This window comes from Streptomyces sp. NPDC059201 (assembly GCF_042754585.1).
In the GTDB taxonomy this organism is placed as follows: domain Bacteria; phylum Actinomycetota; class Actinomycetes; order Streptomycetales; family Streptomycetaceae; genus Streptomyces.
Genome location: NZ_JBHZBB010000005.1, coordinates 400,661 through 414,705, shown reverse-complemented (window position 1 = coordinate 414,705; position 14,045 = coordinate 400,661). Strand labels below are relative to the sequence as shown.

Below are 14,045 nucleotides of genomic sequence, written 5' to 3'. Positions count from 1 at the left end.
AGACGTGCACGCGATCAGCCCGCCATCGGGCAGCCGGGCAGCCCGTTGTCCCGGGTGGTGAAGTTCGGCCGCAGCTCGAAGTCCGGCGCGTCGTACTCCCGGTGGAAGGTGACCGTGGCGCTGCTGGAGAGCGGCGGGTTGACCCAGGACCAGTCGGCGGACACCTTGCGCCCCGCGGCCTCCTCCCGCTCGATGTGGTCCACGAACTGGCGGGCCGCCGTGTGGTGGTCGAGGACGTGGACGCCGGCCACACGGTAGCTGTGCAGGACGGCCTGGGTGATCTCGACCAGGGCGCGGTCCTTCCACAGCGAGCGGTCGTGGGAGGTGTCCAGGCCCATGCGCCGCGCGATCTCGGGCAGCATGTCGTAGCGGTAGTCGTCGCTGAGGTTGCGGGCGCCGATCTCCGAGGCGACGTACCAGCCGCTGAACGGGGCGGCCGTGTAGGTGATGCCGCCGATCTCCAGGTTCAGGTTGGAGATCGCCGGGTTCGCGTGCCATTCGAGGCCCAGCTCGGCGAACCAGTCGAGGCGCGGGTGCGTGAGCGGGACGCGCAGCACCGCCGACTCCGGGACCTCGAACCAGCGCGGCGGCCCGCCCGGCATCCGCACGATCAGCGGCAGCACGTCGAAGCGGGTGCCGGCGCCCTTCCAGCCCAGGGCCATGGCCAGGTCCGTCAGGTCGCAGTGGAGCGGATCGCCCACCACCGAGCCGTCGTCCTGGCGGTAGCCGGCGTACCGGATCAGCTGCGGGTTGAGGATCCGGATGCCCTCCCCGTCGACCGCCTGCGGGAACACCGAGATCACCGCGCGCAGATGGCCCTCGTTGGTGGAGTACCGCAGGTGCTCCCAGCACGCCTCGGCGACCTCCTCGGCCGTGGTGCAGTGCCGGAAGTCCAGCAGCTGGAGGCCGCGCCAGTGCTTGCGGCCCACGCAGCGCGCGTGGTTGCGCCAGGCCAGTTTGACGCCGCTGAGCAGCTCCTCGGGGGTGTGCGTGTAGGTGCCCGTCGCCTCGATGGCGGCGCGCACCTCCTCCAGCCGCGCGGGGTCGGTGCCCCGCAGCTCGGGCAGCGCGAAGAACTCCTCGGCCTGGCGGCGTACGTCCGGCGTGACGCGCGGGTCCAGGGAGTCGACGGTCTCGGTCATCCGAGGGTCACCCCCGTGGCGTGGGCCAGGACGGCGCACTGCTCGTCGAGGGCCCGGCGGGCGACGGCGGCCTGCGGGGCGGCGGCGTCGAAGCCGTGGAACGCCCCGGGAATGTTGTGGAGGTGCACGGAGACCCCCGCGTCCAGCAGCCGGCGTCCGAAGGCTAGGCCCTCGTCGCGCAGCGGGTCGAACTCGATGGTCATCAGGTACGCCGGGGGCAGTCCCGACAGGTCCTCCGCCTCCACCGGGGCGGCGTACGGCGACACGCTCTCCGGCGCGTCGGTGCCGAGGTAGTGCCGCCACATGTGGACGTTGTTCCGGGCGTGCCAGCCCGGGGTGTCGCCGAACTCCTTCATCGACCGGGTGTCCATCGCGTGGTCGATCACCGGGTACAGGATCAGCTGGTGGAGCACGGCCGGGCCGCCGAGGTCGCGGGAGGCCAGGGTGACGGCCACGGTGAGGGCGCCGCCCGCGCTGGTCCCGCCGACGACGATCCGGTCGGGGTCGATGCCCAGCTCCCCGGCGTGGGCCGCGGCCCACACGAGGGCGTCGTAGCAGTCCTCGTACGCGCAGGGGAACGGGTGCTCGGGAGCGAGCCGGTAGTCGACGGAGACGACGGTGATGCCGGTGCGCCGCGCGTACTCGCGGCAGCGCGCGTCCTCGGTGTCGAGGTTGCCGGTGACGAAACCGCCGCCGTGGAAGAACAGCAGGCAGGGGGCGGGCTGTTCGCCGCCGGGACGGGTGTAGATCCGCACCGGGACGTCCGGCGCTCCGGCGCGCGCCGGGATCGCGCGGTCCGTCACCTCGACTCCGTCGTCCGGCGCGCCGCGGCCGCGCAGGGCGCGGGAGATGCGGTACGCGCGGCGCAGCGCGTCGCGGGATTCCTGGGGGCGGCCGTAGTCGAGATCGGGTTGCAGCTCGGCGGCGCGCACGAGTTCGGGGTCGAGACCCTCGGGGACGATGATGGGCATGGTGTTCCTCAGCGGCGACGGACGGGTGCGGTTCAGGGGCGGTGCGGGGACGGATCCGGGCGGTCACCGCCGGTGCCGCCCGTCGTGATGCGCCGGTCGGTGAAGGCGGGGAACTCGGCACGCGCGCGTGCCGTGTCGGCCGGGTCGAACTCGGCTTCCACGGTGGTGTCCGCGGCGCCCGCCTCGGCGACGACGAGCCCCCTCGGGTCGATGACCACGCTGTGGCCCCCGAGTTCGGTCTCCCCCTGCCGGCCGGCCGCGTTGCAGGCCAGTACCCATGCCTGGTTCTCCAGGGCGCGGGACTGGAGCAGCAGCCGCCAGTGCGCGATCCGGGCGGCCGGCCAGGCGGCGGCGACGACGAACACCTCGGCGCCGTCGTCGGCCAGCACCCGGAAGAGCTCCGGGAACCGCAGGTCGTAACAGGCCGCCAGGCCGAGCCGGCCCACCGCCGTGCCGTGGGCCCGCAGTTCGTCGCCGCGGGACAGCAGGGCCGTCTCGCGCGAGTCGTGGCCGAAGAGGTGGAACTTGCGGTAGTGGTGCAGCAGCGTCCCGTCCGGGCCGAAGAGCAGGCTGGTGTTGTACAGCCCGCCGTCCGCGCCGCGCTCGACGATGCTTCCGGCGTGCAGGTGCACGCCGGCCTCCCGCGCCGCCTCGCCCAGGCTCCGCGCGGTCGGACCGTCGAGCGGCTCGGCGGTCCGCTCGTAGTCGTCGAACGCGAAGTAGCCGGTCGCCCACAGCTCCGGCAGGACGACGAGGTCCGCGGCCCGGTGGGCGACCACGCGGTCGCACACCTCGGCCACGCGCTCCGGAAGGGGCCGACGGTGGTCGACGTCGGCCTGGATCAGAACAGCTCGCATGTACTTCTCCCCCGTGTTTCTCTCGCCCGGGTCTCTCTCGCCGGGTTTCTCTCGCCCGTGTTCCTCTTCCCGCCCGTGGTCAGCGGATGCGGGCGGTGACGAGGAACGCGTCCAGCGGGCCCAGCGTGCCGCGGAACATGGTGTCCAGTTCCGGGCTGCCCGCCGTCGGCAGTTCCCCGTACAGCTCGTCGAGGGTGTCGTAGGCGTTGCGCAGCGTCAGCGTCCCCGGTTCGAGGATGGCGCGCTGACCGAGCCAGGTCGCCAGGTCGACACCGCACCGCTCGATGCCCGGGGGCAGCGCGGCGCCGGGAGCCGGGTACACCGTGCCGCCCTCGGTCAGGCCGACCATGAGCCGGTAGAAGATCGGGCTCTCGGTCCGCGCCGTCAGGTAGACCGGCATGCCCTCGGGGCACTGCGGGAGGACGGTGTCGACGATCCGCTGCCGCATCAGCTTGCGCATGGTGCCCTTGGACTGCCGCTGCGGGACCATGCCGGTGGAGTCCAGGTAGATGATCACCTGCTCGTCGAACCGGAGCCGGTGGTGCCCGGTCCAGCCGACGAAGGCCCCGTCCTCGTCGCCGATCAGCACGAACTCGGCGAGCCGCTCCAGGTAGCCCTCCTTGCTGCGCTGCGCCCAGTACGGCGTCATGTCCGCGCCGAACGACTGCGTCGTGACGGGCACCAGCGCGTCGTAGACGCGGTAGTGCGTGGACACGGTGAGCGCCTCGCCCGGGGACTGCACCGCATAGGCGGTGAGGCCGCCCCCGAGTTCGATGCTCACGCAGTCCCGGACTGCGTCCCCCAGCACGTCGGTGATCAGCGGCAGCTTCACGGCCTCTGAGGTGACGGTCATCTTGCTTCCCATTTCTCTGTCAGGTGGATCGGGTGGATCGGGTGGATCAGGCCGGTCGGACCGGCCGGGCCGGCCGGGCCGGTCGAGCCCGGCGGCCGGTCAGGCGAAGACGGTGCCGTGGGCCGAGGCGGTCCCGCCCGCCAGTTCGCCGCCGTCGACGATCAGCTGCTGGCCGGTGATGAACCGGGCCTCGTCGGAGGCGAGGAAGAAGAACGTCGACGCGATCTCCGACGGGTCCGCGTGCCGGTTCGCCGGGATCTTCGCGTTGACCTCGGCGAACATCTCGTCGGTGTACTCGGCCCGCTGCATCGGCGTCATGACGTAGCCGGGGCTGACGCAGGCGGTCCGCACGTGCGGCGCGAGCTCCAGGGCCAGGCTGCGGCACAGGGCCAGGACGGCCGCCTTCGAGGCGTTGTAGTCGGCGTAGTACGGGTAGCCGGCCGAGCCGTTGGTGGAGGCGGTGGCCAGCAGGACACCGCTGCGCGCCTCGATCATGTGGCGCGCCGCGGCCTGCCACAGCGCCATGACCCCCATGACGTTGATGTCCATCAGCTGCCTGATGTCCTTCTCCGTCATGTCGACGAAGAGCCGACGCAGGCTGATGCCCGCGTTGGCGACGACGACGTCGATGGAGCCGTACTCCTCGGCCACGCCGTCCACGACGGTGCGGACGGCGTCCCAGTCGGTGACGTCGGTCTCGATCCAGCGGCCCACGGCGTCCTCGTCGGCGGGCTTGCCGAGATCGAGGTTGACGACGCGGTCGCCGTGGGCGGCGAAGCGCCGGGCGGTGGCCAGACCGATGCCGGAGGAGGCTCCGGAGATGACGACGGTGCGAGCGTTCATGGTTCCTTAACCGAAGGTGTAGGTGAGGTCGGTCGGCAGGCGGTCGTAGTGCGCGGCGAGCGAGTCGCGGTAGCCGCGGCCCCGGTCGAGCGCCGTGCGCAGGCGGGTGATCTCGGTGGCGTCGGCGTCCCACAGCACGCTGTGCAGAGCCTTCGCCAGATCCGTCAGGACCTCGCGCGAGGTGTCGATGAAGCGGTCCGTCAGCGGGAAGTCGGACTCCCTTGCGTGTTCCTGGATCCAGCCCAGGGTGAGGACGGCCGCGGCGCTGTCCGCGAAGTGGTCGTAGCGACGGGAAAGATAGCGGATCAGCTCGGCGGTGAACGCCGTGCCGAGCCTGCCGTGGGGTCCGACCGCGCCGGCCGTCAGCAGGCCGAGGACGTCGGCGTACGCCTCTTCCAGGGCCATGCGTTCGAAGTAGCCGATCCCGGCGGGGGCTTGCCCCGCACCGTCCACGGAGGCGCGGCGCCAGAAGTGTCCGAGGTCGTGGCAGCGGAACCAGCGCAGCGACATGCGCAGCGCCTCGTCGAGCACGTCCGAGTCGAGCACGTCCGTGTCCCCGCCGCCCCGCACGTCCGCCAGCAGCGGCAGCGAGCAGCGGCGCAGCCGCTCCCGGTGCACGTTGGCGAAGACGACGGTGAACTCGGGTCCCAGCACGGTGGATTCGGCCGCTTCGAGCGGGAAGAAGTGGGCGAAGTTCTTGTGCCCCGCGACCGACTCCCCGCCGGCGAGCAGGAGTTCCATGACGTACATGGTCGGGTGGACGTCCTGGATGGACTTCACGTCCTCGCCGAGGACCCCGGCCGCCGCCTCCCGGACCTCCCCGATCCGCTCGTCGACCGCGTCGATCTCGGTCTGGAGCTCGGGGCGGGGGGCGGCGACCAGCAGGCCGATGGGCGAGTCGACGTCCCGCATCGCCCAGGTGGCGATGGGGCCGCAGTAGAGCCAGGCTTCGCCCTGCTGGGGCTCCCGCAGCGTCGCCTGCTTCCACTCGCGGCTGTCGGCGTAGACGGCGAGCCGCTCGGCCGCCTGCCGCGCGTGTTCGGCCACCGTGCGGTTCTCGGCGGCCTTCTCCTCGTCGGCGAAGCGGGTCAGCGCCTCCGCCGCCGCGGTGAGCAGTCCGGACACCCGCTCCGGGTGCCGCTCGTCCCCGCCGGTCACGGAGGGGACGTCCAGGGCGGTGGCGCTGTCGAGGATCAGCTTCGCCCGTACGAGGTGTTTCCAGCCCTCCGGGAACCGCCGGCGCAGTTCGGAGAATCCGGGGTCGATCCGGACGGTGGCGAGGACGGGCTCCTCGCGGTGCCAGAAGGGGAAGTGGTGGATGGGCTGGCGGAGCGGTATGTCGAGGCTGGCGCTAGGCACGTGCGGGTCCCCCTTGTGCGCGAGTGGTCGTCTTCAGTTGGCGCTTGCCTGTCCCATGGCCGCCGTGGTCACCGCCGGAGCGGGGCGGCCGGCCGGCTGCGCGGACGGCTGGGACTCCGTGCGCTGGACCGGGACGAGCGAGACGGACCACTTCTTGCGGTTGGCGAGGAAGGCGAAGACGTGTCCGAGGTACTGGACGGTGAACCACAGCGGCAGGAAGGCCGCGAAGGACGGGGCCTGGCCGGTCTCGACCCAACCGATGGTGGCCCAGGTGACCACGCCGGTCGCCGCGTTGAGGGCGACGGTGGTCGACAGGTCCGTCTGCTGCTGGCCCCAGTCGTCGGCCTTCGGCTTGAGGATCGAGCCGAGCAGCAGTCCGGTGAGGACGGCGCCGAGCAGACCGGCGCCGCCGACCTTCAGCATGTCCATCGGGGTGAGGGCGGCGGGTCCGATGAGGAAGCGGTACATGACGCCGAGGCCCAGGCCCACCACGAGACCGGGCAGGTGCATGGCCGGCTTGCGCCAGTGCTGCGGAGCGGCCATCTCAAGGTCGCGGGCGCCCTTGGGGTTGCGGTAGACGGGCGGGAAGATCAGGCCGGTGAGGTCGAGGTACGGACGGTAGGCGTCACCGGCGAGGGTGATGAGCCGCTTGTCGTAGAGGATGCTGCCGATCACGTTGTAGACGTTCACGACCACGGCCAGGACCAGCAGGTCCGTGGTCATGACGGGCAGGCAGAAGAACATGCCGAAGAAGGCGGTGTGGACCGGGAAGCGGATCCAGCGGCGGCTGCCGACCTTCCAGCTGATGAGCTTGGGGCCCTCGGCCCGGGCGGTCTGGGCGACCAGGGTGGTGGAGCCGAAGGCGAGGCCGCAGTCGTACTCGAAGAGGTGCAGCTGCCAGTACCAGAGCCAGGAGGCCACGGCGAGGGCGTACATGGAGACCATGGCCGCGCCGGACAGCTCCCAGACGACGTCGCCGGTGTGCTGCCAGAGCGCGGCGGCGGCCAGGATGTAGACGACGTTGGCCAGCGATTCGACCGATCTCCAGGCCAGGGACTCCATGCCCGTCTTGGCCTTGACCACGCGTTTCACGCGGAGTGTCGCGAGAACGGAGTGCTGGACTCCGAATCCGACGACCAGTAGTGCATCGATGAGCAGCATTACGGATGACTCCATGAATCATCCACCCCCTGAGGCTATTGAGATCGACGCCCTGCTGCGACGGCGAAGCAGGCGACACAGGAAACGCACAGCTCGCGGTTCGCGAAAACTGTGCGTTGGTACAGATGATGGTCGTATACGACAAGCCCTCACGGTGCTCGTTGGCGCAAAAATTAACGGTCCCATGATCAGGCCGTCAACGGGTCTAGGCCAATGGAGCGTGAATTGATCCTCGCGATCGGCTGAAACACGCCGAACACACCACGAAGACCGGGAAGCCGGACCAAGCGTCCCCGAAGCCGCGCCGGCGCGGTCCGGCGCGCCGGGTCACCCTTGCGGCCCGCGCGGCGATCATGTGTACAGTCCGCGGCGTGACCGCAACACAAGAGGTTTCAGGGCTCCTTGACCAGGAGTTGATCGAGTCCGAGCGCCGTCAGCCCTTCGTCTCCTTCGCCGACCCGCTGAGAGCGCGTCGCAACTTCAGGAGGGCGACCTCGCTCTCCCGGGGCCTCCGCGGGCCGGCCCCCGACGAGGGGGACGTCACGGTCGAGGACACCGAACTTGACATATTCGACGATGGCCGAAAAATTCCCGTAAGAATCTACATACCCGCGGGGGGCGGGACAACGGAATCGGAATTCCGAAATCCACCTCCTGTGCTGCTCTACATGCACGGCGGAGCCTTCGTCGCGGGAGATCTCGACACCGAACACGACCGCTGCCTCCGTTTCTCCCGTGCCGTGGGCTGCGCGGTGGTTTCCATCGACTACCGGCGCCCTCCGGAACACCCCTTTCCGGCACCTCTGGAGGACTGCTACGCGGTCCTGCTCCACGTCGCCGAACTGGCCGAAAGGCGCGGCTGGGACGGCACGCGCGTCGCCGTCGGCGGCAGCAGCGCGGGAGGCAACCTCGCCGCAGGACTGGCCCTCATGGCCCGCGACCGCTCGGGCCCGGCCATCACGCTCCAGCTCCTGCTCTACCCCGCCCTGGACGACCGCCTGACCTCGAAGTCCTTCCAGCGCTTCGTCCGCGCCTCCGGCTGGGACGTCGAGGACAGCCCGCTGATGTGGCGCCACTACCTCGGGGACGCGCCCGAGACCCACGTGTACGCGGCCCCCGCCCGCTGCGACGACTTCCACGGCCTCGCGCCCGCCTACGTCCTCGTCGCCGAGGTGGACGCGCTGCGCGACGAGGGCATCGACTACGCCTGCCGCATGATGCGCGACGGCGTCCCCGTCGAACTCCACTGCTTCGCCGGGGCCTTCCACGGATTCGACCTCGCCGCCCCGCAGGCGGCGCTCACCCGGCGGGCCCTCGCCGACCAGACCGCCGCGCTCAAGGCCGCCTTCGCCCGACCCGGCCTGCCCCATCCCGCCCGCGCCGAAGGATGAACCCATGAACCCGGTCATGTCCCCCGCCGCCCGCGCCCACGCCATCAGCCGGGAGGCACCCGTCCGGCAGTCCCACCGGCAGCTCCTGTTCTGGCAGCACGACGAGCCCCAGCTCCGCCCCACCCGCCTCGACCCCGCGCACGCCCTGCTGCGGGGCCGCTTCCCGAAGTCCTGGCAGCGGCTGATCCGGGTACGGGCGCTGCTGGACGCCGCGACCGTGCTCGACCTGCCGCCCACCCTCGTACCCGACCGGGAGCACTTCGAGCAGCTCGCGCCGCTCCTGCGCGCCGCGGCGCGGGAGCTGGACCGCTGCGCGGACGAGGACGACGTCCCCTCCGCGCGCCTGGCCTCCACCTGGCTCTCGGAGTACGCGGGTTCGGGCCGCTGGCAGCCGGTGACCACGCCGTCCGGCCTCGACACCGGACGGCCCTGGGTCTACGTCGGTCCCGATCCCGCCGCCTCCGGCACGACGGACGCCGAGCTCTCCGCGCGCCACGAGCGCGTCCCGCTCTGCCTGATCGTCGCCGCCCCCCATGACGCCCTCCAGGCCGAGGCCGAGGACGCCTCCGCCGGTCTGGACGGGCTGCGCCGCGCGGCGGGAGAGGTCCTGGGCGGCGACGTCGCCGGCCAGGAGGACCCGCCGCCCCGCGTCGCCGCCGCCGACCTGCTGCTGGCCGGCGGGGTGACGCTTTCCGGCCACTGGGACCTGACGCCGCTGGCCTCGCCCTACCCGGCGACGACCGTCTTCGTGAACACCCGGCGCCACCGGCTGGACCTCGCCCCCGCCGGGGCGGCGGAACGTTCCGCCGACGCCGTCGAGGCGTCCCTCGCCCGGTCCGTACGGCGCTCCGTCGGGCACGTCGCGGCCCACCACTGGCGCCGGGCGTCCGCGCAGGGCACCGGGGAGCCCGCCCCCGGCCTCCAGAGCTTCGAGCGGCTCGCCTTCGAGGAGGCGTACGCGGCGCTGCTCCCCGCGCTCGCGGCGCACGCGGCCACCGGGGCGTCCGAGCCGCTGCGGGAGACCGTCGAGGAGCTGGCCCCCTACGCCGGGCTGCCCCGCCAGGACGCCGCCGACACGGCCGCCGCCCTGCTCGTCATCGGCCGGCTCCGGCAGGGCAGTTCCGCCTGGGACCGCCCGCTCGACCTGGACGCCGTCGCCGCCGTCCGCCCGAGCCTCGACGCCCTCGTCCGCTCCCTCCACGCGGCCCTGTGGGAGACCGACACGTTCGCCCTCGCCGAGGTGCGCGCGACGTTCGCCGCCGGAGTGCGCCACCAGGCCCGGACGGTGACCCAGGACCCGCGCCCGCCGGTCGAGTTCGTCTGGACCTTCGGCTGACCGCCGTCCCCTCCCGACCACCCCCCGGCCCCGAACGACAGGCTGATCACGAGCCATGCAGAAGCACATCGCCTTCCTGGAAAGCAATCTGACCGGCAGCGGGTACGAGGCGATGGCCGCCGCCCGCGCCGCGGGCCACCACGTCACCTTCCTCACCAGCGACCTCGGCCTCTACACGGCACCCGGCCACGAGAAGCTCGACCCCGGCTGGCTGGACGCCGTCGTGACCTGCGACACCAACGACCCGGAGAGCGTCGTCGCGGCGGTGGAGAACCTCGACCGGCCCGTCGACGCCCTCCTCGCCGTCGGCGAATGGCACATGATCTGCGCCGCCGAGGCCGCCCGGGCCCTGGGCCTGCCCGGCCCCTCCCCGGACGGGGTGCGGGCCGCCCGCGACAAGTCCCTCACCCGGCGGCTGTGCGCCGAGGCCGGGGTGCCGGTCCCCGGCTTCGCCCGCGTCACCACGCCGGAGGAGGCGTACGGCACGGGCCTGCCGCACCCCTGCGTCGTCAAGCCGCTCGACGACGCGGGCAGCAACGGCGTACGCCTGTGTACGACGCCCGAGGAGTCGGCGGACCACGTGCGCGCGATCCTCGCCGACACCCACAACGAGCGCGGCCAGCGCAAGATCCCGGCCGCCCTGGTGGAGACGTACGTCGACGGCCCCGAGGTCAGCGTCGAGATCCTGGTGTACGAGGGCACGCCCACCGTCGTGGCGCTGACCTGGAAGGAACTGAGCAGCCCACCGCACTTCATCGAGACCGGCCACCATGTGCCCGCCGGCCTGGACGCCGAGCGGGCCGAGCGCTGCGCCCGCGTCGCCACCGACGCGGTGCGCGCCGTGGGGTTCGACCTGGGCGTGGCCCACGTCGAACTGCGGCTCGCCGCCGACGGCCCGTACCTGATCGAGATCAACTGCCGCCCGGCGGGCGACCGCATCACGCGCCTCGTCACCCTGGCCACGGGAGTGGACCTCTGCGACGAGCTCGTCCGCATGCACGTCGAGCCGTGGACGCCTCCCCCGGTCACCCTCCGGCAGGCCGCCGCCATCGCGTTCCTGCCGGCCGGTCCGGGCGTGGTCCGGGCCGTCCACGGCGCCGACCGCGCCCGGCTGACCGAGGGCGTCACCGACGTCAGCCTGTACGTGGAGCCGGGCCACCACAGCCGGCCGCAGTTGAACAACACCGCCCGTCACGCCCATGCCATCGCCGTCGGGCCCACCGGCCGGGAGGCCCACGCCCGCGCCCGCGAGGCGCTGGCGGAGCTGCGCGTCGAGACGACCGCCGGCGGACCGCACCCCGGGGAGGGCGTCCGGCCGTGAACCCGGCGGCGGCGCCACGGAGGAGGGGCGGGCCACGGCTCCGTACCGCTCAGCCGTGGCGCAGCAGGTCGTCGGCGGACGCGGGCAGCCGGTGCCCGACCAGGGCCTTCAGGCGCGGGTACGGCTCGGTGTCGCCGACCAGCACGCCGCCCAGCAGGACGCGTCCGTCGCCGCTCAGCACGAGCTTGGCGTAGCGCCCGCCGCGCGGTGCCCCGACGGCGTACTCCATCGCCCCGTCGGTGTCCGCCTGCGCGTCGCCGAAGCTGGCGACCTGGACCCCGAGCAGCTTCAGCCGGGTCGACAGGTCGGGGTCGCGGAACGGCGCGGGGGTCTCCCGCAGCAGTTGCGCGGCCACGATCTCGGCCGTGCGGTATCCGGGCGCGACCAGCCCGTGGCACCGCCCGGCGACGGCCGCGCACTCGCCGACGGCCCAGACGCGCGGGTCGGGGGTGCGGCACCACTCGTCCACCAGGAACCCGCCGCGCGGACCGGTCGGGAGCCCGGCCCCGGCGGCGAGTCCGTCGCCGGGCCGGACACCGGCGGCGAAGACCACCATCGACGCGTCCAGCACCGTGCCGTCGGTCAGCGCCACCGAGGCGACGCGCCCGTCCGCCCCCGGGGCCACCCGCTCCATGGACACCCCGCACCGGATGTCCATGCCGCGTCCGCGCACGATGTCGGCCAGCAGGGACCCGCCGGGCCCGTCGAGCTGCACGGGCATCAGCCGCGGCGCCATCTCCACCACATGGGTGCGCAGGCCCAGGGCCCGCAGCCCGTTGGCGGCCTCCAGGCCGAGCAGGCCCCCGCCGACGACGACGCCGGCCGCGCCGGGCGTCGCGGCGGCCTGGATGGCCTGGACGTCGTCGAGCGTGCGGTAGGTGAAGCAGCCCGGCAGCTCGCGCCCGGGCACGGGGGGCACGAAGGGCCGCGACCCGGTGGCCAGGACCAGGGCGTCGTACGTGTGCCGTTCGCCGTGTCCGGTCCGCACCGTGCGGCGCTCCCGGTCCACCTCCACGACCCGGGTGCCGGTCCAGGTCTCCACCCGCCCGTCGGCGAGCGGGGGCGGGGTCGGCAGCAGCAGGTCGGCGGCGCTGGTGCCCTCCAGGTATCCGGACAGCCGGATCCGGTCGTACGCGGGCCACGGCTCCTCGCCGATGACGACGACCCGCCACCGGCGGTGCGTGTCGCCCGCCAGGACCCGCTCCACCAGCCGGTGGGCGACCATGCCGTGTCCGACGACGACGAGCGTGCGGCTCACTTGCTTCCTCCGGTGCTGTTCCGGGCGACGGGTGCGCAGAGGGCGGCCTGGCCGGGCCGGGCGGGCCCTCCGGCCTGGCCGGGCCGGGCCGGGGAGGCCGCGCCCGCCTGGGCGCACCACGCGCGGACGGCGTCGGCGCAGCCGCCGCAGCCGGTCGTGGCCCGGGTGGCCGCCACGATCGCGTACAGGTCGCGGGCCCCCTCCTGCCACGCGGTGCGCAGCGCGGCCCGGCTGACGTTGTTGCAGTCGCAGACGACGGCGTCGTCCGGCACGGCGGTCCGGTCGCCGGTCACGGGCGGGTCGCCGAGCAGGAACGAGAGCCGGTCCGTGGGCAGGCGGAGGTCCCGCTCGTAGAGCTGGGCCAGGGCGGCGGCGGCCCGGGGCAGCCCCAGCAGGACGCCCGAGCGCACGCGCCCCTCACCGTCCAGGACGAGCCGCGCGTACCGCCCGCCGGAGCGGTCGTGGAAGGTGACGGTCCCGGTGCCCGGGTCCTCGGCTTCCTGGTCGCGGTCACGGTCGGACGCGGCGGGCTCCTCCGGGGGTCCGAAGACCGCCAGTTCGGCGACGCGGGTGCGCAGCCGGAGGACGCCGCGGGCCGGGCGGGAGGGCGGCTCGGGGTGGGCGCCGGTGAGCAGCCCGGCCAGGGTGTCGGCCTGCTCCCACGCCACCGAGACGGTGCCGGGCAGGACTCCCTCCTGTTCCGCGCAGTCCCCGATCGCGTGGATGCGCGGATCGCTGGTCCGCAGCCGCTCGTCCACGACGATGCCCGTACGGACAAGGAGCCCGGCCCGCCGGGCCGCGTCGGTCTCGGGGACCACGCCGGCGCACAGGACGACGTGGTCGACGGACAGCCGCTCGCCGTCGTCGAGGAGGAGGGCCCCGGGTGCGTGGCCGATCGCGGTCCGGCCGAACAGCGGCCGGACGCCGTGCCGTTCGAGCCGCTCGGCGAGGATGCCGCCGGCGGTCGCGTCCACGCGCGAGGCGAGCGGGTGCGGCGCCGGGTCCACGAGGGTGACGTGGTGTCCGGCCTCGCGCAGGAGCCCGGCCGTCTCGACCCCGAGCGGCCCGGCGCCGACCACGGCGACGGAGCGGGGGGCTGGGGCGAGGGCGCGGCGGGGCGCGGGGACGGCGCGGGGTGCCGGGGCGAGGGCCGCGAGGAGTGCGCGGCAGTCGTCCAGGGTGCGCAGCGTGGAGACCCCGGCCGGCGTGCCGTCGGCCGCGGGGCCGCTCCACGCGGGGCGGACGGGCCGGGCGCCGGTGGCCAGGACGAGGGTGTCGTAGGGGTACGCCGTCCCGTCGTCGGTGTGGACCAGGCGGCGCGGGCGGTCGACGGCGGTGACGGCGCGTCCGGCGCGGACGTCGGCGTCCACGGCGGGCAGGGTGAGGGCCTCGGGCGGCAGTCCGCCCGCGAGGACCGAGCCCAGCAGGGGGCGGTGGTAGGCGGGGTGCCGCTCGGCGCCCAGGACGGTGAGCTCGCCGGCGTATCCGTGCCGGCGCAGCCCCTGGACCAGCCGGTGCGCGGCCGGTCCGTGGCCCACGATGACGAGTCGCAT

General features: G+C 73.5%; 12 protein-coding genes. 3 read left to right on the top strand and 9 right to left on the bottom strand.

The genetic code is table 11. The features are described 5' to 3' along the window. Nucleotides 1-14: 14 nt before the first annotated feature. From ACFXMG_RS19885 to ACFXMG_RS19855, 7 genes are all read right to left on the bottom strand, one after another. On the bottom strand, nt 15-1,142 hold the full coding sequence (locus ACFXMG_RS19885; protein WP_383822059.1) for a nitric oxide synthase oxygenase: 1,128 nt from the start codon (nt 1,140-1,142) through the stop codon (nt 15-17). Then, complete coding sequence (locus tag ACFXMG_RS19880; protein ID WP_383822056.1) at nt 1,139-2,113, bottom strand: alpha/beta hydrolase; 975 nt, start codon at nt 2,111-2,113, stop codon at nt 1,139-1,141. Before ACFXMG_RS19880 ends, ACFXMG_RS19885 begins: the two co-directional genes overlap by 4 nt. 32 nt (nt 2,114-2,145) lie before the next feature. Then, nucleotides 2,146-2,970 carry a nitrilase-related carbon-nitrogen hydrolase gene (locus tag ACFXMG_RS19875; protein ID WP_383822052.1) on the bottom strand — a complete coding sequence of 275 codons (825 nt, stop codon included), beginning with the start codon at nt 2,968-2,970 and terminating at the stop codon, nt 2,146-2,148. Nucleotides 2,971-3,049: 79 nt separating this feature from the next. Beyond that, nucleotides 3,050-3,823, bottom strand: coding sequence for a hypothetical protein (locus tag ACFXMG_RS19870; RefSeq protein WP_383822049.1), 774 nt, complete (start codon nt 3,821-3,823; stop codon nt 3,050-3,052). A 99-nt stretch (nt 3,824-3,922) separates the two neighbouring features. Next, entirely contained in the window at nt 3,923-4,666 is a 744-nt protein-coding gene (locus ACFXMG_RS19865; protein ID WP_383822047.1) for an SDR family NAD(P)-dependent oxidoreductase, read from the bottom strand. Nucleotides 4,667-4,672: 6 nt separating this feature from the next. Beyond that, complete coding sequence (locus ACFXMG_RS19860; RefSeq protein ID WP_383822045.1) at nt 4,673-6,025, bottom strand: hypothetical protein; 1,353 nt, start codon at nt 6,023-6,025, stop codon at nt 4,673-4,675. Between the two features lie 33 nt (nt 6,026-6,058). After that, nucleotides 6,059-7,201: a hypothetical protein gene (locus ACFXMG_RS19855; RefSeq protein WP_383822043.1), complete on the bottom strand. Its 1,143-nt coding sequence runs from the start codon at nt 7,199-7,201 to the stop codon at nt 6,059-6,061. 338 nt (nt 7,202-7,539) lie between these two features. Between ACFXMG_RS19855 and ACFXMG_RS19850 the strand changes: the two genes are divergently transcribed. The 3 genes from ACFXMG_RS19850 to ACFXMG_RS19840 are packed head-to-tail and all read left to right on the top strand — an operon-like array spanning nt 7,540 to nt 11,234. Next, nucleotides 7,540-8,577, top strand: a complete 1,038-nt coding sequence (locus ACFXMG_RS19850; protein ID WP_383822041.1) for an alpha/beta hydrolase — start codon at nt 7,540-7,542, stop codon at nt 8,575-8,577. A gap of 4 nt (nt 8,578-8,581) precedes the next feature. Further along, nucleotides 8,582-9,913: a hypothetical protein gene (locus ACFXMG_RS19845; RefSeq protein WP_383822038.1), complete on the top strand. Its 1,332-nt coding sequence runs from the start codon at nt 8,582-8,584 to the stop codon at nt 9,911-9,913. A gap of 55 nt (nt 9,914-9,968) precedes the next feature. Then, on the top strand, nt 9,969-11,234 hold the full coding sequence (locus tag ACFXMG_RS19840; RefSeq protein WP_383822036.1) for an ATP-grasp domain-containing protein: 1,266 nt from the start codon (nt 9,969-9,971) through the stop codon (nt 11,232-11,234). Nucleotides 11,235-11,283: 49 nt separating this feature from the next. On the opposite strand, the gene ACFXMG_RS19835 is transcribed toward ACFXMG_RS19840, so the two are convergent. Both ACFXMG_RS19835 and ACFXMG_RS19830 read right to left on the bottom strand, forming a co-directional pair. Beyond that, nucleotides 11,284-12,492 (bottom strand): NAD(P)/FAD-dependent oxidoreductase, encoded by a 1,209-nt coding sequence (locus ACFXMG_RS19835; RefSeq protein WP_383822033.1) that lies wholly within the window; start codon nt 12,490-12,492, stop codon nt 11,284-11,286. After that, nucleotides 12,489-14,045, bottom strand: a complete 1,557-nt coding sequence (locus ACFXMG_RS19830) for an FAD-dependent oxidoreductase (protein ID WP_383822030.1) — start codon at nt 14,043-14,045, stop codon at nt 12,489-12,491. Before ACFXMG_RS19830 ends, ACFXMG_RS19835 begins: the two co-directional genes overlap by 4 nt.

Excerpts from the sequence above, each read along its gene's own strand:
- ACFXMG_RS19885 (WP_383822059.1), bottom strand. The coding sequence starts at position 1,142 with ATGACCGAGACCGTCGACTCCCTGGACCCGCGCGTCACGCCGGACGTA.
- ACFXMG_RS19880 (WP_383822056.1), bottom strand. The coding sequence starts at position 2,113 with ATGCCCATCATCGTCCCCGAGGGTCTCGACCCCGAACTCGTGCGCGCC.
- ACFXMG_RS19875 (WP_383822052.1), bottom strand. The coding sequence starts at position 2,970 with ATGCGAGCTGTTCTGATCCAGGCCGACGTCGACCACCGTCGGCCCCTT.
- ACFXMG_RS19870 (WP_383822049.1), bottom strand. The coding sequence starts at position 3,823 with ATGACCGTCACCTCAGAGGCCGTGAAGCTGCCGCTGATCACCGACGTG.
- ACFXMG_RS19865 (WP_383822047.1), bottom strand. The coding sequence starts at position 4,666 with ATGAACGCTCGCACCGTCGTCATCTCCGGAGCCTCCTCCGGCATCGGT.
- ACFXMG_RS19855 (WP_383822043.1), bottom strand. The coding sequence starts at position 7,201 with ATGGAGTCATCCGTAATGCTGCTCATCGATGCACTACTGGTCGTCGGA.
- ACFXMG_RS19850 (WP_383822041.1), top strand. The coding sequence starts at position 7,540 with ATGTGTACAGTCCGCGGCGTGACCGCAACACAAGAGGTTTCAGGGCTC.
- ACFXMG_RS19845 (WP_383822038.1), top strand. The coding sequence starts at position 8,582 with ATGAACCCGGTCATGTCCCCCGCCGCCCGCGCCCACGCCATCAGCCGG.
- ACFXMG_RS19840 (WP_383822036.1), top strand. The coding sequence starts at position 9,969 with ATGCAGAAGCACATCGCCTTCCTGGAAAGCAATCTGACCGGCAGCGGG.
- ACFXMG_RS19830 (WP_383822030.1), bottom strand. The coding sequence starts at position 14,045 with ATGCGACTCGTCATCGTGGGCCACGGACCGGCCGCGCACCGGCTGGTC.